General features: G+C 61.4%; 36 protein-coding genes. 33 read left to right on the top strand and 3 right to left on the bottom strand.

The genetic code is table 11. From position 1 onward, the window contains the following. Positions 1-55 precede the first annotated feature (55 nt). Positions 56-4264 carry a DNA-directed RNA polymerase subunit beta' gene (rpoC, locus tag QTA58_RS23780; protein ID WP_085423132.1) on the top strand — a complete coding sequence of 1403 codons (4209 nt, stop codon included), beginning with the start codon at positions 56-58 and terminating at the stop codon, positions 4262-4264. Between the two features lie 133 nt (positions 4265-4397). On the opposite strand, the gene QTA58_RS23775 is transcribed toward rpoC, so the two are convergent. Beyond that, a complete protein-coding gene (locus QTA58_RS23775) occupies positions 4398-4691 on the bottom strand; it encodes a transcriptional regulator (RefSeq protein WP_085423133.1) in 294 nt (97 codons plus the stop codon). A 492-nt stretch (positions 4692-5183) separates the two neighbouring features. Between QTA58_RS23775 and rpsL the strand changes: the two genes are divergently transcribed. From rpsL to rplQ, 31 genes are all read left to right on the top strand, one after another. Continuing rightward, positions 5184-5555, top strand: a complete 372-nt coding sequence (gene rpsL, locus QTA58_RS23770; protein ID WP_003507760.1) for a 30S ribosomal protein S12 — start codon at positions 5184-5186, stop codon at positions 5553-5555. An 83-nt stretch (positions 5556-5638) separates the two neighbouring features. Further along, positions 5639-6109, top strand: coding sequence for a 30S ribosomal protein S7 (rpsG, locus tag QTA58_RS23765; RefSeq protein ID WP_085423134.1), 471 nt, complete (start codon positions 5639-5641; stop codon positions 6107-6109). A gap of 33 nt (positions 6110-6142) precedes the next feature. Continuing rightward, positions 6143-8242, top strand: coding sequence for an elongation factor G (gene fusA / locus QTA58_RS23760; protein ID WP_085423135.1), 2100 nt, complete (start codon positions 6143-6145; stop codon positions 8240-8242). Between the two features lie 68 nt (positions 8243-8310). Next, complete coding sequence (tuf, locus tag QTA58_RS23755) at positions 8311-9486, top strand: elongation factor Tu (protein WP_085423122.1); 1176 nt, start codon at positions 8311-8313, stop codon at positions 9484-9486. A 303-nt stretch (positions 9487-9789) separates the two neighbouring features. Next, the gene (gene rpsJ / locus QTA58_RS23750) at positions 9790-10098 is read left to right on the top strand and encodes a 30S ribosomal protein S10 (RefSeq protein WP_003547547.1); all 309 of its coding nucleotides are present in this window, start codon (positions 9790-9792) and stop codon (positions 10096-10098) included. 37 nt (positions 10099-10135) lie between these two features. Continuing rightward, a complete protein-coding gene (gene rplC / locus QTA58_RS23745; RefSeq protein WP_085423136.1) occupies positions 10136-10777 on the top strand; it encodes a 50S ribosomal protein L3 in 642 nt (213 codons plus the stop codon). Positions 10778-10791: 14 nt separating this feature from the next. After that, positions 10792-11412 carry a 50S ribosomal protein L4 gene (gene rplD, locus QTA58_RS23740; RefSeq protein ID WP_085423137.1) on the top strand — a complete coding sequence of 207 codons (621 nt, stop codon included), beginning with the start codon at positions 10792-10794 and terminating at the stop codon, positions 11410-11412. Further along, the gene (locus QTA58_RS23735; protein ID WP_046792692.1) at positions 11409-11702 is read left to right on the top strand and encodes a 50S ribosomal protein L23; all 294 of its coding nucleotides are present in this window, start codon (positions 11409-11411) and stop codon (positions 11700-11702) included. The genes rplD and QTA58_RS23735 overlap by 4 nt, the downstream gene beginning before the upstream one ends. Before the next feature lie 11 nt (positions 11703-11713). Beyond that, positions 11714-12550 carry a 50S ribosomal protein L2 gene (gene rplB, locus QTA58_RS23730; protein ID WP_289671140.1) on the top strand — a complete coding sequence of 279 codons (837 nt, stop codon included), beginning with the start codon at positions 11714-11716 and terminating at the stop codon, positions 12548-12550. Positions 12551-12568: 18 nt separating this feature from the next. Continuing rightward, positions 12569-12847 (top strand): 30S ribosomal protein S19, encoded by a 279-nt coding sequence (gene rpsS / locus QTA58_RS23725; RefSeq protein ID WP_085423139.1) that lies wholly within the window; start codon positions 12569-12571, stop codon positions 12845-12847. 2 nt (positions 12848-12849) lie between these two features. Beyond that, a complete protein-coding gene (rplV, locus tag QTA58_RS23720) occupies positions 12850-13239 on the top strand; it encodes a 50S ribosomal protein L22 (protein ID WP_085423140.1) in 390 nt (129 codons plus the stop codon). Then, the gene (gene rpsC / locus QTA58_RS23715) at positions 13239-13973 is read left to right on the top strand and encodes a 30S ribosomal protein S3 (RefSeq protein WP_085423141.1); all 735 of its coding nucleotides are present in this window, start codon (positions 13239-13241) and stop codon (positions 13971-13973) included. Before rplV ends, rpsC begins: the two co-directional genes overlap by 1 nt. Before the next feature lie 38 nt (positions 13974-14011). Next, positions 14012-14425, top strand: coding sequence for a 50S ribosomal protein L16 (gene rplP / locus QTA58_RS23710; RefSeq protein ID WP_085423142.1), 414 nt, complete (start codon positions 14012-14014; stop codon positions 14423-14425). Positions 14426-14437: 12 nt separating this feature from the next. Beyond that, on the top strand, positions 14438-14638 hold the full coding sequence (gene rpmC / locus QTA58_RS23705) for a 50S ribosomal protein L29 (protein ID WP_085423143.1): 201 nt from the start codon (positions 14438-14440) through the stop codon (positions 14636-14638). Positions 14639-14649: 11 nt separating this feature from the next. Then, a complete protein-coding gene (rpsQ, locus tag QTA58_RS23700; protein WP_003495195.1) occupies positions 14650-14886 on the top strand; it encodes a 30S ribosomal protein S17 in 237 nt (78 codons plus the stop codon). A gap of 233 nt (positions 14887-15119) precedes the next feature. After that, positions 15120-15488: a 50S ribosomal protein L14 gene (gene rplN, locus QTA58_RS23695; RefSeq protein WP_007770138.1), complete on the top strand. Its 369-nt coding sequence runs from the start codon at positions 15120-15122 to the stop codon at positions 15486-15488. Between the two features lie 13 nt (positions 15489-15501). After that, positions 15502-15810, top strand: coding sequence for a 50S ribosomal protein L24 (gene rplX, locus QTA58_RS23690; RefSeq protein ID WP_085423144.1), 309 nt, complete (start codon positions 15502-15504; stop codon positions 15808-15810). Next, complete coding sequence (gene rplE / locus QTA58_RS23685; protein ID WP_085423145.1) at positions 15803-16360, top strand: 50S ribosomal protein L5; 558 nt, start codon at positions 15803-15805, stop codon at positions 16358-16360. Before rplX ends, rplE begins: the two co-directional genes overlap by 8 nt. Before the next feature lie 33 nt (positions 16361-16393). Further along, positions 16394-16699: a 30S ribosomal protein S14 gene (rpsN, locus tag QTA58_RS23680; protein ID WP_085423146.1), complete on the top strand. Its 306-nt coding sequence runs from the start codon at positions 16394-16396 to the stop codon at positions 16697-16699. 12 nt (positions 16700-16711) lie between these two features. Continuing rightward, positions 16712-17110: a 30S ribosomal protein S8 gene (gene rpsH / locus QTA58_RS23675; RefSeq protein ID WP_085423147.1), complete on the top strand. Its 399-nt coding sequence runs from the start codon at positions 16712-16714 to the stop codon at positions 17108-17110. A 42-nt stretch (positions 17111-17152) separates the two neighbouring features. Then, positions 17153-17686, top strand: a complete 534-nt coding sequence (gene rplF, locus QTA58_RS23670) for a 50S ribosomal protein L6 (RefSeq protein WP_289671139.1) — start codon at positions 17153-17155, stop codon at positions 17684-17686. Positions 17687-17698: 12 nt separating this feature from the next. Continuing rightward, positions 17699-18061: a 50S ribosomal protein L18 gene (gene rplR, locus QTA58_RS23665; protein ID WP_289671138.1), complete on the top strand. Its 363-nt coding sequence runs from the start codon at positions 17699-17701 to the stop codon at positions 18059-18061. A gap of 129 nt (positions 18062-18190) precedes the next feature. Then, positions 18191-18760: a 30S ribosomal protein S5 gene (gene rpsE, locus QTA58_RS23660; protein WP_085423150.1), complete on the top strand. Its 570-nt coding sequence runs from the start codon at positions 18191-18193 to the stop codon at positions 18758-18760. A gap of 12 nt (positions 18761-18772) precedes the next feature. Continuing rightward, a complete protein-coding gene (gene rpmD, locus QTA58_RS23655; RefSeq protein WP_085423151.1) occupies positions 18773-18979 on the top strand; it encodes a 50S ribosomal protein L30 in 207 nt (68 codons plus the stop codon). A gap of 16 nt (positions 18980-18995) precedes the next feature. Next, entirely contained in the window at positions 18996-19475 is a 480-nt protein-coding gene (gene rplO / locus QTA58_RS23650; protein ID WP_085423152.1) for a 50S ribosomal protein L15, read from the top strand. A 236-nt stretch (positions 19476-19711) separates the two neighbouring features. Further along, entirely contained in the window at positions 19712-21052 is a 1341-nt protein-coding gene (gene secY, locus QTA58_RS23645) for a preprotein translocase subunit SecY (RefSeq protein ID WP_085423153.1), read from the top strand. Further along, positions 21049-21699, top strand: coding sequence for an adenylate kinase (locus tag QTA58_RS23640; RefSeq protein WP_085423154.1), 651 nt, complete (start codon positions 21049-21051; stop codon positions 21697-21699). Before secY ends, QTA58_RS23640 begins: the two co-directional genes overlap by 4 nt. A gap of 296 nt (positions 21700-21995) precedes the next feature. Further along, complete coding sequence (gene rpsM, locus QTA58_RS23635; RefSeq protein ID WP_085423155.1) at positions 21996-22364, top strand: 30S ribosomal protein S13; 369 nt, start codon at positions 21996-21998, stop codon at positions 22362-22364. A gap of 120 nt (positions 22365-22484) precedes the next feature. Further along, a complete protein-coding gene (gene rpsK, locus QTA58_RS23630; protein ID WP_007766864.1) occupies positions 22485-22874 on the top strand; it encodes a 30S ribosomal protein S11 in 390 nt (129 codons plus the stop codon). Positions 22875-23089: 215 nt separating this feature from the next. After that, on the top strand, positions 23090-24100 hold the full coding sequence (locus tag QTA58_RS23625; protein ID WP_085423156.1) for a DNA-directed RNA polymerase subunit alpha: 1011 nt from the start codon (positions 23090-23092) through the stop codon (positions 24098-24100). 45 nt (positions 24101-24145) lie between these two features. Next, positions 24146-24571: a 50S ribosomal protein L17 gene (gene rplQ, locus QTA58_RS23620; protein WP_085423157.1), complete on the top strand. Its 426-nt coding sequence runs from the start codon at positions 24146-24148 to the stop codon at positions 24569-24571. 57 nt (positions 24572-24628) lie between these two features. Here the strand turns inward: rplQ and msrQ are convergent, their stop codons facing one another. Next, a complete protein-coding gene (msrQ, locus tag QTA58_RS23615) occupies positions 24629-25270 on the bottom strand; it encodes a protein-methionine-sulfoxide reductase heme-binding subunit MsrQ (protein ID WP_289671137.1) in 642 nt (213 codons plus the stop codon). Further along, positions 25270-26214: a protein-methionine-sulfoxide reductase catalytic subunit MsrP gene (msrP, locus tag QTA58_RS23610; protein WP_289671136.1), complete on the bottom strand. Its 945-nt coding sequence runs from the start codon at positions 26212-26214 to the stop codon at positions 25270-25272. Before msrP ends, msrQ begins: the two co-directional genes overlap by 1 nt. 207 nt (positions 26215-26421) lie before the next feature. On the opposite strand from msrP, the gene QTA58_RS23605 reads away from it, so the two are divergent. After that, positions 26422-26832: a DUF4112 domain-containing protein gene (locus QTA58_RS23605; protein WP_289671135.1), complete on the top strand. Its 411-nt coding sequence runs from the start codon at positions 26422-26424 to the stop codon at positions 26830-26832. Positions 26833-26935: the final 103 nt, after the last annotated feature.

Genomic DNA, 26935 nt, shown 5'->3' with positions numbered 1-26935 from the left:
TTGGACTGTACCGGTCGCAAGCCGAGGGCGTAACCCGCCCCTAAAGGAGATAGGCATGAACCAAGAGGTCATGAATCTTTTCAATCCGCAGGTGCCTGCGCAGCACTTCGATTCGATCCGTATCTCGATCGCGTCGCCGGAGAAGATTCTCTCCTGGTCCTACGGCGAAATCAAAAAGCCGGAGACCATCAACTACCGTACGTTCAAGCCGGAACGCGACGGCCTCTTCTGCGCGCGCATCTTCGGACCGATCAAGGACTACGAGTGCCTGTGCGGCAAGTACAAGCGCATGAAGTACAAGGGCATCATCTGCGAAAAGTGCGGCGTCGAAGTCACGCTGTCGCGCGTTCGCCGTGAGCGCATGGGCCATATCGAGCTCGCTGCGCCCGTTGCCCATATCTGGTTCCTGAAGTCGCTTCCGTCCCGTATCGCGACCCTTCTCGACATGACGCTGAAGGATGTCGAGCGCGTTCTCTATTTCGAGAACTACATCGTCACCGAGCCGGGCCTGACCTCGCTCAAGGAGAACCAGCTTCTCTCTGAAGAGGAGTACATGATCGCCGTCGACGAGTTCGGCGAAGATCAGTTCACCGCGATGATCGGCGCCGAGGCCATCTACGAGATGCTCGCTTCGATGAATCTCGAAAAGATCGCCGGCGACCTGCGCTCCGAGCTTGCCGACACCACGTCGGATCTCAAGCAGAAGAAGCTGATGAAGCGCCTGAAGATCGTCGAGAACTTCATCGAGTCCGGCAACCGCCCGGAATGGATGATCATGAAGGTCGTTCCGGTCATCCCGCCGGACCTGCGTCCGCTGGTTCCGCTGGATGGCGGCCGTTTCGCGACGTCCGACCTCAACGATCTCTATCGCCGCGTCATCAACCGTAACAATCGTCTGAAGCGCCTCATCGAGCTGCGCGCTCCGGGCATCATCATCCGCAACGAAAAGCGCATGCTGCAGGAATCTGTCGATGCGCTGTTCGACAACGGCCGCCGCGGCCGCGTCATCACCGGCGCCAACAAGCGTCCGCTGAAGTCGCTGTCCGACATGCTCAAGGGCAAGCAGGGCCGCTTCCGTCAGAACCTGCTCGGCAAGCGCGTCGACTATTCCGGCCGTTCGGTCATCGTGACCGGCCCGGAGCTGAAGCTGCACCAGTGCGGCCTGCCGAAGAAGATGGCGCTCGAGCTCTTCAAGCCGTTCATCTACGCCCGCCTCGACGCAAAGGGTTACTCCTCGACCGTCAAGCAGGCGAAGAAGCTGGTCGAGAAGGAAAAGCCGGAAGTCTGGGATATCCTCGACGAGGTCATCCGCGAGCATCCGGTTCTCCTGAACCGCGCGCCGACGCTGCACCGCCTGGGTATCCAGGCCTTCGAACCGATCCTGGTCGAAGGCAAGGCGATCCAGCTGCATCCGCTCGTCTGCACGGCCTTCAACGCCGACTTCGACGGTGACCAGATGGCCGTTCACGTGCCGCTGTCGCTCGAAGCCCAGCTCGAAGCCCGCGTGCTGATGATGTCGACGAACAACATCCTGCATCCCGCGAACGGTGCCCCGATCATCGTTCCGTCGCAGGACATGGTTCTCGGCCTCTATTACCTGTCGATCCTGAACCAGAACGAGCCGGGCGAGGGCATGGCCTTCTCCGACATGGGCGAACTGCATCACGCTCTGGAAAACAAGGTCGTCACCCTGCACGCCAAGATCAAGGGCCGCTTCAAGACCGTCGACGCCGAAGGCAAGCCGGTTTCGAAGATCTATGAGACCACGCCCGGCCGCATGATCATCGGCGAGCTGCTGCCGAAGAACGTCAACGTTCCGTTCGACATCTGCAACCAGGAAATGACCAAGAAGAACATCTCCAGGATGATCGACACGGTCTACCGTCACTGCGGCCAGAAGGACACGGTCATCTTCTGCGACCGCATCATGCAGCTCGGCTTCACCCATGCCTGCCGCGCCGGCATTTCGTTCGGCAAGGACGACATGATCATTCCGGACAGCAAGCAGAAGATCGTCGGCGATACCGAAGCGCTGGTGAAGGAATACGAGCAGCAGTACAATGACGGCCTGATCACCCAGGGCGAGAAGTACAACAAGGTCGTCGATGCTTGGGGCAAGGCCACCGAGAAGGTCGCCGAAGAGATGATGGCCCGCATCAAGGCCGTCGAGTTCGACGACAACGGTCGCCAGAAGCCGATGAACTCGATCTACATGATGTCCCATTCGGGTGCACGTGGTTCTCCGAACCAGATGCGCCAGCTTGGCGGCATGCGTGGCCTGATGGCGAAGCCGTCGGGTGAGATCATCGAGACGCCGATCATCTCGAACTTCAAGGAAGGCCTGACCGTGAATGAGTACTTCAACTCGACGCACGGCGCCCGCAAGGGTCTGGCAGACACCGCCTTGAAGACCGCGAACTCCGGCTACCTGACCCGTCGTCTCGTCGACGTCGCGCAGGATTGCATCGTCAACCTGGTCGATTGCGGCACCGACAAGGGCCTCACCATGACGGCGATCGTCGATGCCGGTCAGGTCGTGGCGTCGCTCGGCGCCCGCATCCTCGGCCGCACGGCGCTCGACGACATCGACAACCCGGTCACCGGCGAGAACATCGTCAAGGCCGGCCAGATGATCCTGGAGCCGCACGTCGCAGACATCGAGAAGGCCGGCATCCAGTCCGTCCGCATCCGTTCGGCGCTGACCTGCGAAGTGCAGACGGGCGTCTGCTCGGTCTGCTACGGCCGCGACCTGGCACGCGGTACGCCGGTCAACATCGGTGAAGCTGTCGGCGTCATCGCCGCTCAGTCGATCGGCGAGCCGGGTACCCAGCTCACCATGCGTACCTTCCACCTGGGCGGTACGGCGAACGTGGTCGACCAGTCGTTCCTGGAAGCGTCCTACGAAGGCACGATCCAGATCAAGAACCGCAACCTGCTGCGCAACTCCGAAGGCGTGCTTGTCGCGATGGGTCGCAACATGGCGATCACCATCCTGGACGAGCGCGGCGTCGAGCGGTCCTCGCAGCGCGTCGCCTACGGTTCGAAGCTGTTCGTGGATGACGGCGACAAGGTCCGCCGCGGTCAGCGTCTCGCCGAGTGGGATCCCTATACCCGCCCGATGATGACCGAAGTCGAAGGCACGGTTCAGTTCGAGGATGTCGTCGACGGCATCTCCGTCTCGGAATCGACCGACGAATCCACCGGCATCACCAAGCGCCAGGTCATCGACTGGCGTTCGACGCCGCGTGGTTCGGACCTCAAGCCTGCGATCGTCATCAAGGACGCTTCCGGTGCGATCGCCAAGCTGTCGCGTGGCGGCGAAGCCCGCTTCCAGCTGTCGGTCGACGCGATCCTGTCCGTCGAGCCGGGCCAGAAGGTCTCCCAGGGTGACGTTCTCGCACGTATCCCGATGGAAAGCGCCAAGACCAAGGACATCACCGGTGGTCTGCCGCGCGTCGCCGAGCTCTTCGAAGCGCGCCGTCCGAAGGATCACGCCATCATCGCTGAGATCGATGGCACGATCCGGCTGGGTCGCGACTACAAGAACAAGCGTCGCGTCATGATCGAGCCGGCGGAAGACGGTGTCGAACCGGTCGAATACCTGATCCCGAAGGGCAAGCCCTTCCATCTTCAGGACGGCGACTACATCGAGAAGGGCGATTACATCCTCGACGGCAACCCTGCGCCGCACGACATCCTGGCGATCAAGGGCGTGGAGGCTCTAGCCTCCTACCTGGTCAACGAAATCCAGGAAGTCTACCGCCTGCAGGGCGTTGTCATCAACGACAAGCACATCGAGGTCATCGTCCGTCAGATGCTGCAGAAGGTCGAGATCACCGATGCCGGCGACAGCCAGTACATCGTCGGTGACAATGTCGACCGGATCGAGCTGGAAGACGCCAACGAGCGCCTTGCCGAGGAAGGCAAGAAGCTCGCCTACGGCGAACCGGTTCTGCTCGGCATCACCAAGGCGTCGCTGCAGACCCCGTCCTTCATCTCGGCCGCTTCCTTCCAGGAGACCACCAAGGTCCTCACGGAAGCTGCGATCGCCGGCAAGATGGATACGCTGCAGGGTCTCAAGGAGAACGTCATCGTCGGCCGCCTCATCCCGGCCGGTACGGGCGGCACCATGACCCAGATCCGCCGCATCGCCACCTCGCGCGACGACCTCATCCTCGAGGAGCGCAAGAAGGGTTCCGGCGCCGCGTCGGCAACCCCGATGCTGCAGGACATGGCAGGCGAAAACGCCCCCGCCGCCGAATAGGATTGCGGGGCAGGGCGCTCGTTCGGGCGCCCTCCTTCCAATAAAAAACGCCCGGAGGAATCCGGGCGTTTTTCGTCTCAGGTTCGAGCTTTCAGTTTCGTCCCGCAGGTGTGAACGATGACTGCCGATCCGGCTATTCGAACCGGATGATCGCCACTTCGCCTTCGAGCGCGCCCTGGTAGGCGGAGGCATGCGGCTCTTCCGTAGGCTCGTCGGTGAGCACGCCGATCTGGTCGAGGTCGGCTTCCAGAAAGCCCTCTTCGGAAAGGGCGTTGAGTGCCTCGCGCACGGCGGAATCGTCGTCCGGCGCCCGCAGCATGATATGCAGGTCGACGCCGTCGCCGCCCTTGACCTCGTAGCCCTTGCCGATGATGATGAAGACCATCGGCCCGTCGAGATTGTTGTCGTTGTCCGGGGTGGTAATCATGGTCATCTCCGCGAAGCAAATTATCGATGCCGTCCGAAGACGGAACGATGTGGAATGTTCCCGCACTCTTTAGTGCGATCGGCACCGATTCCCAAACACTATCGGCGCGAAGGCGGAAAATCTCACGAAACCTTGTCCGCGGAGCGTCGTTTGGGGCCGGAATCCCGGGCTTTGCGGGAATATTTTCGGCGTGGGCCTTGACGGGCAGGGGGGAAAACAGTAAACGCCCCGCATCGGAAGCGATGTGAGGCTTGCCCGTCTGGGACGACTCGTTCCGGAGTACGCCTCAGACACGGTTCCATACGCACGTTGAAGACACGAATGCTGCACGCATGACGCATGAGGAATGCGTCCTCTGCCTTTTGTGGTCCATCCGGAAAATCGGATCGGGCCACGTTTTGCGCATGAGGAGATGTGTGTGTCGTCGCCGGAAACGGCATCAGGATGGCCCTGACAAGGGCTTTGGAAGAAGAATTTGCAAGGGATGGTTATATGCCTACCGTAAACCAGCTGATCCGCAAGCCGCGTCAGGCACAGGTAAAGCGCAACAAGGTTCCTGCCCTGCAGGAGAACCCGCAGAAGCGCGGCGTTTGCACCCGCGTCTATACCACGACCCCGAAGAAGCCGAACTCGGCTCTGCGTAAGGTTGCCAAGATCCGCCTGACCAACGGCTTCGAAGTCATCGGCTACATCCCGGGTGAGGGGCACAACCTGCAGGAACACTCTGTCGTCATGATCCGTGGCGGCCGTGTCAAGGACTTGCCGGGTGTTCGCTACCACATCATCCGTGGCGTTCTCGATACCCAGGGTGTCAAGAACCGTAAGCAGCGCCGTTCGAAGTACGGTGCGAAGCGTCCGAAGTGATCTTCGGGTTTTAACTGATCCGGCGCTGCGCGAGGTTCTCCGCGTGATAAAGCGCCCATAACAATTGAGAGACGAGAAGAAGTATGTCCCGACGCCATCGTGCAGAAAAGCGTGAGATCAACCCGGATCCGAAGTTCGGTGATCTCGTCGTCACGAAGTTCATGAATGCGATCATGCTCCACGGCAAGAAGTCCGTGGCGGAAAACATCGTATATGGCGCGTTCGACGCCGTGCAGGGCAAGTCCAAGCAGGACCCGCTGGGTATCTTCCATCAGGCGCTCGACAACGTCGCGCCGCATGTCGAAGTCCGCTCGCGCCGCGTTGGTGGTGCCACGTACCAGGTTCCGGTCGACGTGCGTCCGGAGCGCCGCCAGGCACTCGCGATCCGCTGGGTGATCGCCGCCGCCCGTAAGCGTAACGAGACGACCATGGTCGATCGCCTTTCCGGTGAACTTATGGATGCCGCCAACAACCGCGGCAGCGCCGTCAAGAAGCGTGAAGACACGCACAAGATGGCCGACGCCAACCGCGCATTCTCGCACTACCGTTGGTAATCTTCATCCGATCGAATTTCGAAAGGCAGTCCTATGGCTCGCGAGTATAAAATCGAAGACTACCGAAATTTCGGTATCATGGCGCATATCGACGCCGGCAAGACCACGACCACCGAGCGTATCCTTTACTACACCGGCAAGTCGCACAAGATCGGCGAAGTTCACGATGGCGCGGCCACGATGGACTGGATGGAGCAGGAGCAGGAGCGTGGCATCACGATCACCTCCGCTGCGACCACGACCTTCTGGAAGGGCCGTGACGGCAAGACCCGCCGCTTCAACATCATCGACACCCCCGGCCACGTCGACTTCACCATCGAAGTCGAGCGTTCGCTGCGCGTGCTCGACGGTGCGGTCGCCCTTCTCGACGCCAATGCCGGCGTTGAGCCGCAGACGGAAACCGTCTGGCGCCAGGCCGACAAGTACAACGTCCCGCGGATGATCTTCTGCAACAAGATGGACAAGACCGGTGCGGACTTCTACCGCTCCGTCGAGATGATCAAGACCCGTCTCGGCGCGACTGCCGTCGTCTGCCAGCTGCCGATCGGCGCTGAAAGCGACTTCAAGGGCGTCGTCGACCTGATCGAGATGAACGCTCTCGTATGGCGCGACGAATCCCTCGGCGCCCAGTGGGACGTCGTCGAAATCCCGGCCGACCTGAAGGCCAGGGCTGAAGAATATCGCGAAAAGCTGATCGAGACGGTTGTCGAGATCGACGAAGAAGCGATGGAAGCCTATCTCGAAGGCGAAATGCCGGACAACGACAAGATCCGCGCGCTCATCCGCCGCGGTACGATCGACGTCAAGTTCTTCCCGATGTTCTGCGGCTCCGCCTTCAAGAACAAGGGCGTACAGCCGCTGCTCGACGCCGTCGTGGATTTCCTGCCGTCGCCGGCCGACATCCCGTCGATCAAGGGTATCGACGTCAAGACCGAAGCCGAGATCGAGCGCCATGCGGACGACAGCGAGCCGCTCTCCATGCTCGCCTTCAAGATCATGAACGACCCCTTCGTCGGTTCGCTCACCTTCTGCCGCATCTACTCGGGCAAGCTCGAAAAGGGCTCCTCGCTGCAGAACACGGTCAAGGAAAAGCGCGAGCGCGTCGGCCGCATGCTGCAGATGCACTCCAACTCCCGTGAGGACATCGAAGAAGCCTTCGCAGGCGATATCGTCGCTCTCGCAGGCCTCAAGGAAACCACCACGGGCGACACGCTCTGCGATCCGCTGAAGCCGGTCATCCTCGAGCGCATGGAATTCCCGGAGCCGGTCATCCAGATCGCCATCGAGCCGAAGTCCAAGGGCGACCAGGAAAAGATGGGCCTCGCGCTCAACCGCCTCGCTGCCGAAGACCCGTCCTTCCGCGTCAAGTCGGACGAGGAATCCGGCCAGACGATCATTGCCGGCATGGGCGAACTTCACCTCGACATCATCGTCGACCGCATGCGTCGCGAGTTCAAGGTCGAAGCCAACGTCGGTGCTCCGCAGGTTGCCTATCGTGAAACGATCACGAAGCAGCACGAAGAGGATTACACGCACAAGAAGCAGTCCGGTGGTTCGGGCCAGTTCGCGCGCGTCAAGATCCTGTTCGAGCCGAATCCGGACGGCGAAGACTTCAAGTTCGAGTCGAAGATCGTCGGCGGCGCGGTTCCGAAGGAATACGTTCCGGGCGTCCAGAAGGGCATCGAAAGCGTGCTCTCCTCCGGTCCGCTCGCAGGCTTCCCGATGCTCGGCGTCAAGGCGACCCTTATCGACGGTGCCTACCACGACGTAGACTCGTCGGTCCTCGCCTTCGAAATCGCGGCCCGTGCCTGCTTCCGCGAAGCAGCCAAGAAGGCCGGCGCCCAGCTCCTCGAGCCGATCATGAAGGTCGAGGTCGTGACGCCGGAAGATTACGTCGGCGACGTGATCGGCGACCTGAACTCCCGCCGTGGCCAGATCCAGGGCCAGGAAGCGCGTGGCATCGCTATCGTGGTCGATGCGCATGTGCCGCTGGCGAACATGTTCAAGTACGTCGACAACCTGCGCTCCATGTCGCAGGGCCGTGCGCAGTATTCGATGGTCTTCGACCATTACGCGCCGGTTCCGACGAACGTGGCCCAGGAAATCCAGGCCAAGTACTCCGGTCAGAAGTGACCGGAGTATCCCGCCTGAAACAGTAGAGATTTTTATCCCCGGAAGGGGACAAGAACGGAGAGCCGGAAATGGCAAAGAGCAAGTTTGAGCGGAACAAGCCGCACGTCAACATTGGCACGATTGGTCACGTTGACCATGGGAAGACGTCGTTGACGGCAGCGATCACGAAGTATTTCGGCGAGTTCAAGGCGTATGACCAGATCGACGCGGCTCCTGAGGAGAAGGCGCGCGGGATCACGATTTCGACGGCGCACGTGGAATACGAGACGCCGAACCGTCACTATGCTCACGTCGACTGCCCCGGCCACGCCGACTATGTGAAGAACATGATCACGGGTGCGGCGCAGATGGACGGCGCGATCCTGGTCGTGTCGGCTGCCGACGGCCCGATGCCGCAGACGCGCGAGCACATCCTGCTGGCCCGCCAGGTCGGCGTTCCGGCGATCGTCGTGTTCCTGAACAAGGTCGACCAGGTCGACGACGCGGAGCTTCTGGAGCTTGTCGAGCTTGAAGTGCGCGAGCTTCTGTCGTCCTACGACTTCCCGGGCGACGACATTCCGATCGTCAAGGGTTCTGCGCTTGCGGCGCTGGAAGATTCGGACAAGAAGATCGGCGAAGACGCGATCCGCGAGCTGATGGCGCAGGTTGATGCCTATATCCCGACGCCGGAGCGTCCGATCGACCAGCCGTTCCTGATGCCGATCGAAGACGTGTTCTCGATCTCGGGCCGCGGCACGGTTGTGACGGGCCGCGTCGAGCGCGGCATCATCAAGGTCGGTGAGGAAGTCGAGATCGTCGGCATCCGTCCGACGACGAAGACGACCTGCACGGGCGTCGAGATGTTCCGCAAGCTGCTGGACCAGGGCCAGGCCGGCGACAACATCGGCGCGCTGCTGCGCGGTGTCGACCGCAACGGCGTCGAGCGCGGCCAGATCCTGTGCAAGCCGGGTTCGGTGAAGCCGCACAAGAAGTTCAAGGCCGAAGCCTACATCCTGACGAAGGAAGAGGGCGGCCGTCATACGCCGTTCTTCACGAACTACCGTCCGCAGTTCTACTTCCGCACGACGGACGTGACGGGCATCGTGACGCTGCCGGAAGGCACGGAAATGGTGATGCCGGGCGACAACGTGACGGTCGACGTGGAGCTGATCGTGCCGATCGCGATGGAAGAGAAGCTGCGCTTCGCCATCCGTGAAGGCGGCCGCACCGTCGGTGCAGGCATCGTCGCTTCCATCGTCGAGTGATGGAATTCGGCGCAGACCTGATCTGCGCCGATTGCATGGAAATCTTTTAAGCAAGCGGCGGATAGCCGCTTGCTTATGACATAAAAATGTAGCAAATGGCGCGCGAGCGCGATTTGCCCCTGCTTCGGCTTTCGGGGCAGCAATCAAAACATAAGGTGGGCCTCAAGGCCCGAAGACTGGAAAGGGATGTCGGCAGCGGCGTCCCCTTCGATCTTTGAAACCGGTGGTCCGCCTTAGGAAAGAAAGAAAAACCCGTGCCGTATTCGTTGGCACGCGGATAACAGACAACAAGGATAACGTCGAATGAACGGCCAAAATATCCGCATTCGCCTGAAGGCGTTCGATCACCGGATTCTCGATGCTTCCACGCGCGAGATCGTGTCGACGGCGAAGCGCACCGGCGCGAGCGTCCGGGGCCCCGTTCCGCTTCCGACCCGCATCGAGAAGTTTACGGTTAACCGGTCCCCCCACATCGACAAGAAGAGCCGCGAGCAGTTCGAGATGCGCACGCACAAGCGCCTTCTCGATATCGTTGACCCGACCCCGCAGACGGTGGACGCGCTGATGAAGCTCGACCTCGCCGCCGGTGTCGATGTTGAGATCAAGCTCTGAGACTTCGGTTTCGGGCTGAGTGAGAAGGATTGAACCGATGCGTTCAGGTGTAATTGCACAGAAGGTGGGAATGACCCGCGTCTACAACGACGCCGGCGAGCATATCCCGGTAACCGTATTGCGGCTGGAAAACTGCCAGGTCGTCGCGCACCGCACCGTCGAGAAGAACGGCTATACCGCTCTTCAGCTGGGTGCGGGCACGGCCAAGGTGAAGAACACCACCAAGGCGATGCGCGGCAACTTTGCCGTCGCCAACGTCGAGCCGAAGGCGAAGCTCGTCGAGTTTCGCGTTTCCGAAGACAATCTGATCGATGTCGGCACCGAGCTGACGGCGGCCCATTTCCAGGCCGGCCAGCTGGTCGACGTCACCGGCACCACGATCGGTAAGGGTTTCGCGGGCGCCATGAAGCGCCATAACTTCGGTGGTCTGCGCGCCACGCACGGTGTGTCCGTTTCGCACCGTTCGCATGGTTCGACCGGTAACAACCAGGATCCGGGCCGCGTCTGGAAGGGCAAGCGCATGGCTGGTCACATGGGCCAGACCCGCGTCACCACCCAGAACCTCGAAGTCGTCTCCACCGACGAGAACCGTGGCCTGATCCTCGTCAAGGGTGCCGTCCCCGGCTCCAAGGGCGCCTGGATCGTCGTTCGCGACGCCGTCAAGTCGGCCGCGAAGTAAGGGAGCCAGCTACAATGGAATTTAACGTCAAGACCCTCGAGGGAAAAGACGCCGGCAAGGTAGCCCTGTCGGACGAGATTTTCGGCCTCGACCCCCGCGAAGATATCCTGGCCCGCATGGTTCGTTGGCAGCTTGCCAAGAAGCAGCAGGGCACCCACAAGTCGAAGGGCCGTTCCGAGATCGCCCGCACCGGCGCGAAGATGTACAAGCAGAAGGGTACGGGCCGCGCCCGTCACCATTCCGCTCGCGCTCCGCAGTTCCGCGGCGGTGGCAAGGCCCACGGCCCGGTCGTCCGCAGCCACGAGCACGACCTTCCCAAGAAGGTTCGCGCGCTCGCTCTGCGTCACGCTCTGTCTGCCAAGATGAAGGCTGAAGACATCATCATCGTCGACAGCCTGGTTGCTGCCGAAGCCAAGACCAAGGCGCTCGCCGGCACCTTCGCTTCGCTCGGTCTCACCAATGCGCTGGTCATCGACGGCGCCGAGCTCGACAACAACTTCAAGCTCGCCGCTCAGAACATCCCGAACGTGGACGTGCTGCCGGTCCAGGGCATCAATGTTTACGACATCCTGCGCCGCGGCAAGCTCGTGCTTTCCAAGGCTGCTGTGGAAGCCCTAGAGGAGCGTTTCAAGTGACCGATCTTCGCCACTATGATGTGATCGTATCTCCCTCGATCACCGAAAAGTCGACGCTGGTATCCGAGCAGAACCAGGTCGTCTTCAACGTTGCCAAGACTGCTTCCAAGCCGGAAATCAAGGCTGCCGTGGAAGCGCTCTTCGGTGTGAAGGTCACTGCCGTCAATACGCTGGTCCGCAAGGGCAAGGTGAAGCGCTTCCGCGGCTTCATCGGCAAGCAGAAGGACGTCAAGAAGGCTGTCGTCACCCTGGCCGAAGGTCAGACGATCGACGTCTCCACCGGTCTCTGAGGTAAGATACAATGGCATTGAAAAGCTACAATCCGACGACCCCGAGCCAGCGTCAGCTGGTCATCGTCGACCGTTCGGGCCTCTGGAAAGGCAAGCCGGTCAAGACGCTGACGGAAGGTCTCACCAAGAGCGGCGGCCGTAACAACCTCGGCCGCATCACCGCCCGCTTCATCGGCGGCGGTCACAAGCGTACCTATCGCCTGATCGACTTCAAGCGTCGCAAGTTCGACGTCGAAGGCACGGTCGAGCGTCTGGAATACGACCCGAACCGCACGGCGTTCATCGCGCTCGTCACCTACGCGGACGGCGAACAGGCCTACATCCTCGCTCCGCAGCGCCTCGCTGCCGGCGACAAGGTCATCGCTTCCGACAAGGCTGTCGACGTGAAGCCGGGCAACACCATGCCGCTGCAGTACATTCCGGTCGGCTCGATCGTTCACAACGTCGAGATGAAGCCGGGCAAGGGCGGTCAGATCGCCCGCTCTGCAGGCACCTACGTCCAGCTCGTCGGCCGCGATGCCGGCATGGCGATCCTGCGCCTGAACTCGGGCGAACAGCGCCTCGTTCCGGGCTCGTGCCTGGCGACCGTCGGCGCCGTGTCCAATCCGGACCACGGCAACATCAACGACGGCAAGGCCGGCCGTACCCGCTGGCGCGGCAAGACCCCGCATAACCGCGGCGTCGTCATGAACCCGGTCGACCATCCGCACGGCGGTGGTGAAGGCCGCACCTCCGGCGGTCGCCACCCGGTGACCCCGTGGGGCAAGCCGACCAAGGGCAAGCGCACCCGTTCGAACAAGTCCACGGACAAGTTCATCATGCGTTCGCGCCATCAGCGCAAGAAGTAAGAGAAGGGAAGTCGTTCAATGGCTCGTTCAGTATGGAAAGGTCCGTTTGTTGACGGCTATCTTCTCAAGAAGGCTGAGAAGGTACGCGAAGGCGGACGCGCAGAAGTAATCAAGATGTGGAGCCGTCGCTCCACGATCTTGCCCCAGTTCGTTGGTCTGACGTTCGGCGTCTACAACGGCTCGAAGCACATTCCGGTCAGCGTCAACGAAGACATGGTCGGACACAAGTTCGGTGAATTCGCTCCCACCCGTACCTATTACGGTCACGGCGCGGACAAGAAGGCGAAGAGGAAGTAATCATGGCGAAGGCTAAGACCGAACGCCGGCTGAAGGACAACGAGGCGCAGGCAGTTGCGCGCACGCTCCGTGTCAGCCCCCAGAAGCTGAACCTCGTTGCCGCCATGATCCGCGGCAAGAAGGTCGACCGCGCGCTTGCCGAGCTCGAGTTCTCGCGCAAGCGTATCGCCGGCACGGTGAAGAAGACTCTCGAGTCCGCGATCGCCAATGCCGAAAACAACCATGACCTCGACGTCGACTCGCTGATCGTCTCGGAAGCCTATGTCGGCAAGTCGATCGTGATGAAGCGCTTCCACGCCCGCGGCCGCGGCCGTGCGTCGCGCATCGAGAAGCCTTTCTCGCATCTGACGATCGTCGTTCGCGAAGTCGAGGAAAAAGGGGAGGCCGCATAATGGGCCAGAAAATCAATCCGATCGGTTTCCGCCTCGGCATCAACCGTACCTGGGACAGCCGCTGGTTCGCCGATAACGCGGAATACGGCCAGCTCCTCCACGAGGACCTGAAGATCCGTGCCTACCTGATGCAGGAGCTGAAGCAGGCCGGTATCGCCAAGGTGGTCATCGAGCGCCCGCACAAGAAGTGCCGCGTCACGATCCACTCGGCCCGCCCGGGCCTGATCATCGGCAAGAAGGGCGCCGACATCGAGAAGCTCCGCAAGACGCTCTCGAACATGACCTCTTCGGAAACGCACCTCAACATCGTCGAAGTGCGCAAGCCGGAAATCGACGCGACGCTGGTCGCCCAGTCGATCGCCCAGCAGCTCGAGCGCCGCGTGGCTTTCCGCCGTGCGATGAAGCGTGCCGTTCAGTCGGCCATGCGTCTCGGCGCCGAAGGCATCAAGATCACCTGCGCCGGCCGTCTCGGCGGTGCGGAAATCGCCCGTACCGAATGGTACCGTGAGGGTCGCGTTCCGCTTCACACGCTGCGCGCCGACATCGACTACGGCACGGCGGAAGCCGAAACCGCTTTCGGTATCTGCGGCATCAAGGTCTGGATCTTCAAGGGCGAAATCCTGGAGCACGATCCGATGGCTTCCGAACGCCGCGCGCTGGAAGGCGATGCGCAGGGTCCGGCAAGCCGTGAACGCGAACGTGGCGATCGTGATCGCCGCCGCGAAAACGCTTGATAAGCGCTGGCGAAAGATAAGCTCGGAGAAGTAAGAAAATGTTGCAGCCAAAGCGTACCAAGTACCGCAAGCAGTTCAAGGGCCGCATCAAGGGTGTGGCCAAGGGCGGCTTCGACCTGGCCTTCGGCGAATTCGGCCTGAAGGCTCAGGAGCCGAACCGCGTCAACGCCCGCGAGATCGAGGCGGCCCGCCGCGCGATCACCCGCTACATGAAGCGCGCCGGCCGCGTTTGGATCCGTGTGTTCCCGGATGTTCCAGTCACCGCCAAGCCGACCGAAGTGCGTATGGGTAAGGGTAAGGGCTCGGTCGAATACTGGGCCTGCAAGGTCAAGCCCGGCCGTATGATGTTCGAGATCGATGGTGTTCCGGAAGAGACCGCGCGCGAAGCGCTTCGCCTCGGCGCCGCCAAGCTCTCGGTCAAGACGCGCTTCGTACAGCGCATCGCAGAGTAAGGAGAAGGCACGATGAAAGCCGAAGAAGTTCGCGGCCTCACGGCCGACCAGCTCAAGGACAAGCTTGCGGAGCTCAAGAAGGAGCAGTTCAACCTGCGCTTCCAGAAGGCGACCGGCCAGCTCGAGAAGTCCTCGCGCATCAACGAAGTCCGCAAGGATATCGCCCGCGTGAAAACCATTGCCCGCCAGAAGGCGGCGGAAGCCAAGGCTTAAGGAAGAATAATATGCCGAAACGCATTCTGCAGGGCGTCGTCGTTTCCGACAAGAACGAAAAGACCGTTGTTGTCCGGGTAGAGCGCCGCTTCGCGCATCCGCTGCTTCAGAAGACGGTCCGCCGTTCCAAGAAGTACAAGGCGCATGACGAGAACAACCAGTACAAGGTTGGCGACGTGGTTTCCATCGAGGAATGCGCGCCGATCTCCAAGGACAAGCGCTGGACGGTCGTTTCCGCCCAGGCTTAATTTGCTTCGGATATGCGCCTGGGCCTTGCGTCCGGCGCAGAATCCTGTATGAAGCACGCCACTGGCGTCGAACGCTCGGAAACGGGCGTTCTTTTGCTTTGAGCGCAGGGAAGGTCCCTTTCAGGGAAACCACCTTGGCAAGATCCATCCCGCGCACATCGAAATTCTGTCCATAGCCGGCTCCGGGCGTTTTTGCGCGTGGAATTCCGGTCATTAGAAAAAGGCGACCTGACATGATTCAGATGCAAACAAACCTCGACGTGGCGGACAATTCCGGCGCACGTCGTGTCATGTGCATCAAGGTGCTGGGCGGCTCCAAGCGCAAGTACGCTTCGATCGGCGACATCATCGTCGTTTCGATCAAGGAAGCGATCCCGCGCGGCCGCGTGAAGAAGGGTGACGTGATGAAGGCGGTTGTTGTGCGTACCGCCAAGGACATCCGTCGTCCGGACGGCAGCGTCATCCGCTTCGACAATAACGCAGCGGTCCTCATCGACAACAAGAAAGAGCCGATCGGCACCCGTATCTTCGGACCGGTTCCGCGCGAACTGCGCGCCAAGAACCACATGAAGATCATCTCGCTGGCTCCGGAAGTACTCTAAGGGAGCGGGAAAGATGCAGAAGATTAAGAAGGGCGACAACGTCGTCGTATTGACCGGCAAGGACAAGGGCCGCACGGGCGAAGTTCTCCAGGTCCTGCCGAAGGAAGACCGCGCCGTCGTGCGTGGCGTCAACATGGTGAAGCGCCACCAGCGTCAGACCCAGACGCAGGAAGCCGGCATCATCAACAAGGAAGCATCCATTCACCTGTCGAACATCGCGATCGTCGCGAAGGACGGCAAGCCGACCCGCGTCGGCTTCCAGGTCGTCGACGGCAAGAAGGTGCGTGTGGCCAAGCGTACGGGAGATGTGATCGATGGCTGAGGCAAAGTATGAGCCGCGGCTCAAGAAGGAATATGTTTCCCGCATCCGCGCCGCGATGAAGGAACAGTTCGCTTACAAGAACGACATGCAGATCCCGAAGATCGACAAGATCGTCATCAACATGGGTGTTGGTGAGGCGACTGCCGATTCGAAGAAGCCCACCATCGCTGCTGCCGACCTCGCGGCGATCGCCGGCCAGAAGCCGGTCATCACCCGTGCGCGCAACTCGATCGCAGGCTTCAAGGTCCGCGAGCAGATGCCGATCGGCGCGAAGGTCACGCTGCGCGGCGCCCGCATGTATGAATTCCTCGACCGCCTGATCAACATCGCGCTGCCGCGCGTTCGCGACTTCCGCGGCCTGAACCCGAAGAGCTTTGACGGCCGTGGCAACTTCGCCATGGGCATCAAGGAACACATTGTGTTCCCGGAGATCAACTACGACAAGGTTGATCAGATGTGGGGCATGGACATCATCGTTTGCACGACGGCTACCAACGACGAGGAAGCCCGGACTCTCCTGAAAGAGTTCAACTTCCCGTTCCGTCAGTAACCGTAACGACGAGCGTTAAAAAGGAACTCCGATATGGCGAAAACCAGCGCAGTTGAAAAGAACAAGCGCCGCCGCAAGACCGTCGCCCAGCATGCCGCCAAGCGCGCTGCTCTGAAGGCGACCATCATGAACCAGGAACTTCCGATCGAAGAACGGTTCAAGGCAACCCTGAAGCTCGCTTCGCTGCCGCGCGATGGCTCGAAGACGCGTATCCGCAACCGTTGCGAAGTCACCGGTCGTCCGCGCGCTTTCTATCGCAAGCTCAAGATGTCGCGTATCGCGCTTCGTGAGCTGGGCAACCTCGGCAAAGTGCCGGGCATCGTCAAGTCGAGCTGGTAAGGAGATCGTTAGATGACCATGACTGATCCCTTGGGCGATATGCTCACCCGTATCCGCAACGGTGCCGCTCGCCGCAAGTCGACCGTGTCCACGCCGGCCTCCAAGCTGCGTGCGCGCGTCCTCGACGTCCTGCAGGCCGAAGGCTACATCCGCGGCTATTCCCAGGTCGATTACGGCAACGGCAAGTCCGAGCTGGAAATCGAGCTGAAGTACTATGAAGGCGCGTCGGTGATCCGTGAGATCGGCCGCGTGTCGAAGCCGGGCCGCCGGGTCTATGTCTCGGTGAAGTCCATTCCGCAGGTCGCGAACGGCCTCGGCATCACCATCCTTTCGACCCCGAAGGGCGTGATGGCCGATCACCAGGCTCGCGAACAGAACGTTGGTGGCGAGATTCTTTGCTCCGTCTTCTAAGACGGGGCAGGGAACTCCATGGCGAACAGACAGGATTGAAAAATGTCTCGTATCGGTAAGAAGCCCGTTCAGGTTCCTGCAGGTGTTACGGCCGCCGTCGACGGCCAGAAGGTGACTGCCAAGGGCCCGAAGGGCGAGCTGTTCTTCGTCGCAAACGACGAGATCAAGCTGGAATTCAAGGACAACGCCGTTTCGGTGACCCCGGTCAACGAAACCAAGGATGCTCGTTCGAAGTGGGGCATGTCCCGCACGATGATCGAGAACATCTTCAAGGGCGTGAAGGACGGCTACGAGCGCAAGCTCGAGATCAACGGCGTCGGTTACCGCGCGGCCATGCAGGGCAAGAACCTGCAGCTCGCGCTCGGTTTCTCCCATGACGTGGTCTATGAACCCCCGCAGGGCATCACCATTGCCGTGCCGAAGCCGACGGAAATCGTCGTCACCGGCATCAACAAGCAGCAGGTCGGTCAGGTGGCCGCGGAAATCCGCGAATACCGCGGTCCGGAGCCCTACAAGGGCAAGGGCGTCAAGTACGCCGAGGAACGGATCGTCCGCAAGGAAGGCAAGAAGAAGTAAGGATCACGCGATATGGCTAGCAGGAAAGAAGCACTTGCAAAGCGCGCGAGCCGCGTGCGCCGCCAGCTCAAGGCGGTCGCCAACGGCCGTCCGCGCCTGTCGGTTCATCGCTCGTCGAAGAACATCTATGCCCAGATCATCGATGATGTGGCCGGCCGCACCCTTGCTGCCGCTTCCACGCTCGATGGCGATCTGCGCTCGTCGCTCAAGACCGGTGCTGACGTCGCGGCTGCCGCGGCCGTCGGCAAGCTGGTCGCCGAGCGCGCCTCGAAGGCCGGTGTGAAGGAAGTCGTGTTCGATCGCGGCGCCTTCATCTATCACGGCCGCATCAAGGCGCTGGCGGAAGCCGCCCGTGAAGGCGGTCTGAGCTTCTAAGAGTTTTCGCCCGGTTTCCCCGCAAAGGGGAGGCCGGGCGAAATGCGGCTTGCCGCAAACCGCCGGCTGATCCCGGCGATCCAATTGTAATCTGCCGATTGCACCCGGAAAAGAAAAAGGAAAAGGACAATGGCACAGGAAAGAAGAGGCCAGCGCGAAGATCGCCAGAGCCGCGAAGAGCGCGATAGCGAATTCGTCGACAAGCTGGTCGCGATCAACCGCGTCGCCAAGGTCGTCAAGGGCGGCCGTCGTTTCGGTTTCGCAGCCCTCGTCGTCGTCGGCGACCAGAAGGGCCGCGTCGGCTTCGGCCATGGCAAGGCACGCGAAGTGCCGGAAGCCATCCGCAAGGCGACCGAAGCTGCAAAGCGCGACCTGATCTTCGTACCGCTGCGCGACGGCCGTACGCTGCATCACGACGTCAATGGCCGTCACGGCGCCGGCAAGGTTCTGCTGCGCTCGGCCAAGGCCGGTACCGGCATCATCGCGGGCGGCCCGATGCGCGCCGTTTTCGAGACGCTCGGCGTTCATGACGTCGTCGCCAAGTCGACCGGTTCGTCGAACCCCTACAACATGGTTCGCGCCACGTTCGACGCCTTGAAGCACCAGGTTCATCCGAAGGACATCGCAGCCCAGCGCGGCATCAAGTATGCAACGCTCCAGGCTCGCCGTGCCGCTTCCGGTGTCACCTCGGAAGAATAAGGAGAGCGGATAATGGCCAAGAAAGCAGAAGCCGCCAAGAAGACGATCACGATCGAGCAGATCGGTTCGCCCATCCGCCGCCCGGAAGTCCAGCGCAAGACGCTGATCGGCCTGGGCCTCAACAAGATGCACCGGACCCGTACGCTGGAAGACACTCCTTCCGTTCGTGGCATGATCCGGGCTGTCCAGCATCTCGTTCGCGTCGTCGACGAGAAGTGAGACGGAGGAATTGACCATGAAATTGAATGAGATCAAGGACAACGAAGGCGCCACCAAGGAGCGCATCCGCGTCGGTCGCGGCATCGGCTCCGGCAAGGGCAAGACCGGTGGCCGCGGCGTGAAGGGTCAGAAGGCCCGTTCCGGCGTTGCCATCAAGGGCTTCGAAGGCGGCCAGATGCCGATCTATCGTCGCCTGCCGAAGCGCGGCTTCACCAACATCTTCGCGTCCGACTACGTCACCGTTTCGCTCGGCCGTATCCAGACCGCGATCGATGCCAAGAAGCTCGACCCGAAGGCCACGATCGATGCTGCCGCCCTCAAGGCTGCCGGCGTCATCCGTCGCCCGAAGGATGGCGTGCGCATCCTCGCCGACGGCGAGCTGAAGGCCAAGGTTTCGGTCGAAGTCGCCGGTGCCTCCAAGGCTGCCGTCGAGAAGATCGAGAAGGCCGGCGGTTCGGTGAAGCTGCTCGTCGTAGCCGAAGCCGCCGCGGAATAAATCGTTTGAGAATCGCCCGGTTTGAGCTTCACACCGGGCGATTTTATCTCCATATGTGAGCCTCACGATCCCGAAGCGATCTGCCGGTCGCCTGGCCGGGATCACACGGAAAACAGGGTGAGGCATCCGATTGCGCCCGCAATCTCCCCGCCCGGTTTTTTGAACCAGAATTTGAGACTGCTTTCCGGATCCGGCACTTGTCCCGCCGCCGGAGAATTGGTCAGGCGGAGAATTGCATGGCTTCTGCAGCGGAACAACTTGCCTCCAATCTGAATTTTTCCACCTTCGCCAAGGCGGAGGACCTCAAGAAGCGGCTGTGGTTCACCCTTGCAGCGCTTCTCGTTTATCGCCTCGGCACCCATATTCCGCTTCCGGGCCTCAACCCCGAAGCCTATGCCCAGGCGTTCCGCGGCCAGGCCGGCGGCATCCTCGGCCTCTTCAACATGTTCTCGGGCGGTGCAGTGGAGCGCATGGCGATCTTCGCGCTCGGCATCATGCCCTATATCTCCGCGTCGATCATCGTGCAGCTCATGACCTCGGTCGTGCCGTCGCTCGAAGCCTTGAAGAAGGAAGGCGAGCAGGGCCGCAAGATCATCAACCAGTATACGCGCTACGGCACGGTGCTGCTCGGCACGCTGCAGGCCTACGGCATCGCCGCCGGCCTCGAAAGCGGCCAGGGCCTGGTGCTCGATCCGGGCTGGTTCTTCCGCCTTTCCACCGTCGTGACGCTGCTCGGCGGCACCATGTTCCTGATGTGGCTCGGCGAGCAGATAACCTCGCGCGGCATCGGCAACGGCATCTCGCTGATCATCTTCGCGGGCATCGCGGCCGGCCTTCCGACCGCGCTCGCCGGCACGCTGGAACTCGGCCGTACCGGTGCGCTTCCGACCGCATTGATCCTGACCGTCATCGTCGTCGCGATCGGGGTCATCACGCTGATCGTCTTCGTCGAGCGCGCCCAGCGCCGCCTCCTGATCCAGTATCCGAAGCGCCAGGTCGGCAACCGCATGTTCCAGGGCGATACGTCGCACCTGCCGCTGAAGCTCAACACGTCGGGCGTCATCCCGGCGATCTTCGCCTCGTCGCTCCTGCTTCTGCCGGCGACGGCCGCGGGCTTTGCCGGTAATTCGGAGCTGCCGAACTGGGCGACCATGATCATCTCGTCGCTCGGCCACGGCCAGCCGCTGTTCATGCTGCTCTACGGCCTGCTGATCGCCTTCTTCGCCTTCTTCTATACGGCGATCGTCTTTAACCCGAAGGACACTGCCGACAATCTGAAGAAGCACGGCGGCTTCATTCCGGGCATCCGTCCGGGCGAACGCACCGCCGAGTACATCGATTATGTGCTGACTCGCATCACGGTCGTCGGCGCGATCTACCTCGTCTTCGTCTGCATCCTGCCGGAATTTCTGGTGGCCCGCACGGGCGTGCCATTAGCCCTTGGTGGTACTTCGCTTTTGATCGTTGTGAGTGTTACCCTTGATACGGTAGCACAGATCCAGGGACACCTCATCGCGCAGCAGTATGAGGGTCTGATCAAGAAGTCGAAACTGCGCGGAGGAAAGAGGGGACGATGAGATTGATTCTTTTGGGACCGCCGGGCGCGGGCAAGGGGACCCAGGCCCAGCGGATCGTGGAGAAGCACGGGATCCCGCAGCTCTCCACCGGTGACATGCTGCGCGCGGCGGTGGCCGCCGAGACGGAAGTTGGCAAGCGCGCCAAGGCCGTCATGGATGCGGGCAAGCTCGTCTCCGACGAAATCGTCAACGCGATCGTCTCCGAACGGATCGACCAGCCGGATGCGGCAAACGGTTTTATTCTCGATGGTTTTCCCCGCACGCTGGTGCAGGCGGATGCGACCGGGGAAATGCTGAAGTCGAAGGGGCTGGAGCTTTCGGTCGTCATCGAACTGAGGGTCGACGACAAGGAACTCATCCGGCGCGTGTCCGGCCGTTATTCCTGTGCCCAGTGCGGTACGGTCTATCACGACACGGACAAGAAGCCGGCGAGCGAGGGCGTCTGCGACAAGTGCGGCTCGACCCACTTCAAGCGCCGCCCGGACGACAATGCCGAGACGATGACCAAGCGTCTCGAGGTCTACTACAAGGAAACCTCGCCGCTGATCGGCTATTACCATGCCAAGGGCAAGCTGAAGGTGGTCGACGGCATGGCCGAGATGGACAAGGTCACGGCCGATATCGAAAAGATCCTGGCGGAACTCTGACGCATGTCTCCCAAAAGCGGGAACTGGTTTTGGGGTAAAGACATGCGCAAAGCAGGGTCGTCATCGATCTGTTAAAGAATCTTGGGCGGAACGGTTGCATTTCCGCGCTGATTCCGTTAAACACCGCGCCAACTCGCGACAGCTTTGAGCGATCGGCGCGGATTTCCCGATAAGGACATCCGGGACCGGTCGTTTTGGTCTGTTCCGTATGACGATTTGAACTGGCGGCCGATGCGCCGCTCTCATGGAAGAAGTACCACTTGCCGGTCGGCAACTGGAACGCAAGGAGAATAGGCGTGGCTCGTATCGCTGGCGTCAACATCCCGACTGCAAAGCGCGTCGTTATCGCGCTGACCTACATTCACGGGATCGGCCCGAAATTCGCTCAGGAGATCGTTGAGAAGGTCGGTCTTCCGGCCGACAAGCGCGTCCATCAGCTGACGGACTCGGAAATCTTGCAGATCCGCGAAACCATCGACCGTGACTATCAGGTCGAGGGCGATCTTCGTCGCGAGACCGCGATGAACATCAAGCGTCTGATGGACCTCGGCTGCTACCGCGGCCTGCGTCATCGTCGTGGCCTGCCGGTCCGCGGCCAGCGCACGCACACCAATGCCCGCACCCGCAAGGGTCCGGCCAAGGCGATCGCCGGCAAGAAGAAGTAATCTGAGGCATTAGCCAATAGGCAGTGGGCAATAGACTAATGCCTACTGCCTAAGTTCTATTGCCTCACAAGGTGGAGCCGCTGGAATTACGGCGGTGCAGAGATCAACGAAAGGGTAAATATGGCCAAGGAAGCCACCCGCGTTCGCCGCCGCGAACGCAAGAACATCACGTCGGGCGTTGCCCACGTCAATTCGACCTTCAACAACACGATGATCACCATCACGGATGCGCAGGGCAATGCGATTGCCTGGTCGTCCGCCGGTGCCAAGGGCTTCAAGGGCTCGCGCAAGTCGACCCCGTTCGCCGCTCAGATCGCTGCCGAAGACTGCGCCAAGAAGGCTCAGGAGCATGGCATGAAGTCGCTGGAAGTCGAAGTCTGCGGCCCGGGTTCCGGCCGTGAATCGGCTCTGCGCGCCCTGCAGGCTGCGGGTTTCATGATCACCTCGATCCGTGACGTGACCCCGATCCCGCACAACGGCTGCCGCCCGCGCAAGAAGCGCCGCGTCTGATCGCAGGAATTCGAGGGGCTGCCGGACTTGTTCGAAGAGTTGGGCGGCCTCTTTCAGTGAACTCGGGCACAGCCGCCTGACCCTCTTCATCGAGGATCGGCGGCTTTGCCCATATCGCCGATGAACACGTATCGACGAGGAAATGTGTTCCGCTCGGTGCTCCTCATGCTCGGTTGCCACGATTGGATGGTGGCAACGAACGGAAGGTATAAATCATGATCCAGAAGAACTGGCAGGAACTGATCAAGCCGAACAAGGTGGAATTCACCTCTTCCGGCCGTACCAAGGCAACGCTGGTTGCCGAACCCCTGGAGCGCGGCTTCGGCCTGACGCTCGGCAACGCGCTGCGTCGCGTGCTCCTGTCGTCGCTTCGTGGTGCTGCCGTTACGGCAGTCCAGATCGACGGCGTATTGCATGAATTCTCGTCCATCCCGGGCGTCCGGGAAGACGTGACCGATATCGTGCTCAACATCAAGGAAATCGCCATCAAGATGGATGGCGATGATGCCAAGCGCATGGTCGTGCGCAAGCAGGGTCCGGGCTCCGTCACCGCCGGCGACATTCAGACGGTCGGCGACATCGAGATCCTGAACCCCGACCACGTGATCTGCACCCTCGACGAGGGCGCCGAGATCCGCATGGAATTCACGGTCAACAACGGCAAGGGCTATGTGCCTGCCGAGCGTAACCGTGCCGAAGACGCGCCGATCGGCTTGATTCCGGTCGACAGCCTCTATTCGCCGGTCAAGAAAGTGTCCTACAAGGTGGAAAACACCCGCGAAGGCCAGGTTCTCGACTACGACAAGCTGACCATGACCATCGAGACCGATGGCTCGGTCACGGGTGAAGACGCCGTTGCGTTTGCAGCCCGCATCCTTCAGGACCAGCTCTCGGTCTTCGTCAACTTCGACGAGCCGCAGAAGGAAGCCGAAGAGGAAGCCGTCACCGAACTCGCGTTCAACCCGGCGCTCCTCAAGAAGGTGGACGAGCTGGAACTGTCCGTTCGCTCGGCCAACTGCCTGAAGAACGACAACATCGTCTATATCGGCGACCTCATCCAGAAGACCGAGGCGGAAATGCTGCGCACTCCGAATTTCGGTCGCAAGTCGCTGAACGAGATCAAGGAAGTTCTGGCATCCATGGGCCTCCATCTTGGCATGGAAGTTCCCGCCTGGCCGCCGGAAAACATCGAAGACCTCGCAAAGCGCTACGAAGACCAATACTAACACGTCATACTGCAGGCGAATGCCTGCAAGTGAAGGAGACCAGACATGCGCCACGGAAAAGCCGGCCGCAAGCTCAACCGCACCGCAAGCCATCGCAAGGCGATGTTCGCCAACATGGCTGCCTCGCTCATCACCCATGAGCAGATCGTAACCACCCTGCCGAAGGCGAAGGAAATCCGCCCGATCGTCGAGAAGCTCGTCACGCTCGGCAAGCGCGGCGACCTGCACGCCCGCCGTCAGGCGATCTCGCAGATCCAGGATCAGGACGCCGTCCGCAAGCTGTTCGACGCCATCGCTTCGCGTTACGCAAACCGCAACGGCGGCTACCTGCGTATCATGAAGGCCGGTTTCCGCCAGGGCGACAACGCCGCCATGGCCGTCATCGAGTTCGTCGAGCGCGATGTCGATGCGAAGGGCGCAGCCGACAAGGCCCGCGTCGCCGCTGAAGCCGAAGCTGCCGAAGCCGCTTGATCCATTCCGCATCGTCGGATTTTTGAAGCCGGGTGGAAACACCCGGCTTTTCGCGTTTCAGCGCGTCGCCTGAGCCATCTTCGGCTTGCCGCGCTTCCAGTTGAGAAAGGGGCGGCGCAACGGACGATAGGCAAGGAGCAGCACGATCAGCGCGACATGCACGAACGGCACCAGTGTGACCGATTTCACCGCCAGCACATAGTGAAAGGCCCCGCCGATGGCGATGAGGTAGATCAGCTTGTGGAGCTTGTTCCATCCCTGCTGGAGCTTGCGGATCGACCAGTTGTTGGAGGTGAGCGCAAGCGGGATGAGGAGCAGCAGGCAGGCGAAGCCGATGGTGATATAGGGCCGCTTGGCGATGTCGCCGCCGACGGCGCCGAGATCGAGCCTGAGGTCGAGCAGCGCATAGACCGAAAAATGCATCAGCACGTAATAGAAGGCGAGGAGCCCGAGCGCCCGCCGGTAGCGGATCCAGTTGATGCCGGCAAGGTCGCGCAGCGGCGTGACGGCAAGCGTCGCGATGATGAAGCGTAGCGCCCAGATGCCGAGAAGATGCTCGAATTCCTTGACCGGATTGAAGCCCAGCCCACCGGTGGCTGCGAGATAGAAATACCAGACGGCGGGCATGAGGCCGATCGCGTAGAGCGCCCAGACGCTGGCCTTGTGATAGCGGCGGGGCAGGGTGGGAATGCTTGCCATCAATAGTTCGCTCTCAGGTCCAGGCCCTCATAGAGGCTCGCCACCTGGTCCGCATAGCCGTTGAAGGGCAGGGTCGGCCGGCGGTTGGCTCCGAAGAGCCCGCCTTCGCCGATCCGCTGTTCCGTCGCCTGGCTCCAGCGCGGATGGTCGACCGCCGGATTGACGTTGGAATAGAAGCCGTATTCGCGCGCATTGGCGTTCTTCCAGGTCGTCTCCGGCTGTTTCTCGACGAGCGAGATCTTCACGATCGATTTGATGCTCTTGAAGCCGTATTTCCACGGCACGACGAGCCGGATCGGTGCGCCGTTCGGGTTCGGCAGCGTTTCTCCGTAAAGCCCGACGGCGAGGATCGTCAGCGGATGGCGCGCCTCGTCGAGCCGAAGCCCCTCGATATAGGGCCAGGGGAGCGGCTGGAAGAAGCCGCGCTGGCCGGGCATTTCCTCCGGCCGCACGACGGTCTCGAAGGAGACGTATTTGGCGCTGCCGAGCGGTTCCACCCGGTCGAGAAGCGCCGACAGCGGGAAGCCGATCCAGGGGATCACCATCGACCAGCCCTCGACGCAGCGCATCCGGTAGGTGCGGTCCTCCAGCGGCATCTTGAGGAGTTCCTCGAGACCGAATTCCTTCGGCTTGCCCACCATGCCCTCGACTTTCACCGACCACGGTGCCGGCTTGAAGTCGCCGGAATTGGCGGCGGGGTCTTCCTTGTTGACGCCGAATTCGTAGAAATTGTTGTAGGTGGTCACCGCCTCCTTCGGGGTCAGCTTCTCATCCAGCTTGTAGGCGCTGGGCGTGGTCGCCAGCGGGGCTGCGAACGCTTCGCCGGCGCCCGCAAACGCAACGCCGGCCGCCGCCGCGGCACCCATGAAGCTGCGGCGCGACATGTAGATGTCCCGCGGCGTGATTTCCGAGGCGGGGATATGCGGCGGACGATAGGCAGGCATGGCGAGATCTCCTTGTCGGCAGCAGGTGCCTTTCTTCCCTATACGTAATCCCAAACGAAAAGGTTTCACAGCGGCGCGAAGATTGCCGCGGACCACGTTTGCGTGAGAAACCGCCTGGTTTGCAGGTGGAAAATGCAGCCGGGGAACCCCATCTGTTGTTATTCAGTTTCTCGCACGGGTGCTTGCCCCTGCAGGAGGAGATTGCGGATGGCGACGCGGACCTGGGATGCCGGAATGAATGGCCGATTTTCGGATCGGGCGGAGCATCTGCGCCGCTTGCGGCGTCTCGGCACGATCGCGCGGCTGATGGATACGGCCATCAGAATTCCGGGCACCGGCATCCGCTTCGGTGCGGATTCCGTTTTCGGCCTCGTCCCGGTCGTCGGCGATGCGGGCGGCGCGCTGGTCGGCCTCTATATCGTCAACGAAGCAAGGCGCCTCGGCCTGCCGCCGGCCAAGCTCGTCCAGATGCTCGGCAATATCGCCGCCGACACGGTGCTCGGCAGCGTTCCGGTGGCGGGCGACGTGTTCGACCTCTTCTTCAAATCGCACCGCCGCAATCTGCAGCTCATCCTCGACCATTTCGGCATCCACCCGGACGAGCTTCGGCAGCGGTGAGAGGGGGTGCCGACCGTACCGCTTTGGCCTGTCGTGATAGTGACACCCTTTGCCGTTTGGGGTAGGAAGGCCGCAAAACCAGGGTTTTTTGCGCGTGCACCCG

This window comes from Neorhizobium sp. CSC1952 (genome assembly GCF_030378245.1).
Taxonomy (GTDB): Bacteria; Pseudomonadota; Alphaproteobacteria; order Rhizobiales; family Rhizobiaceae; genus Neorhizobium; species Neorhizobium oryzae_A.
This window is presented reverse-complemented; position numbering and strand designations above follow the sequence as displayed.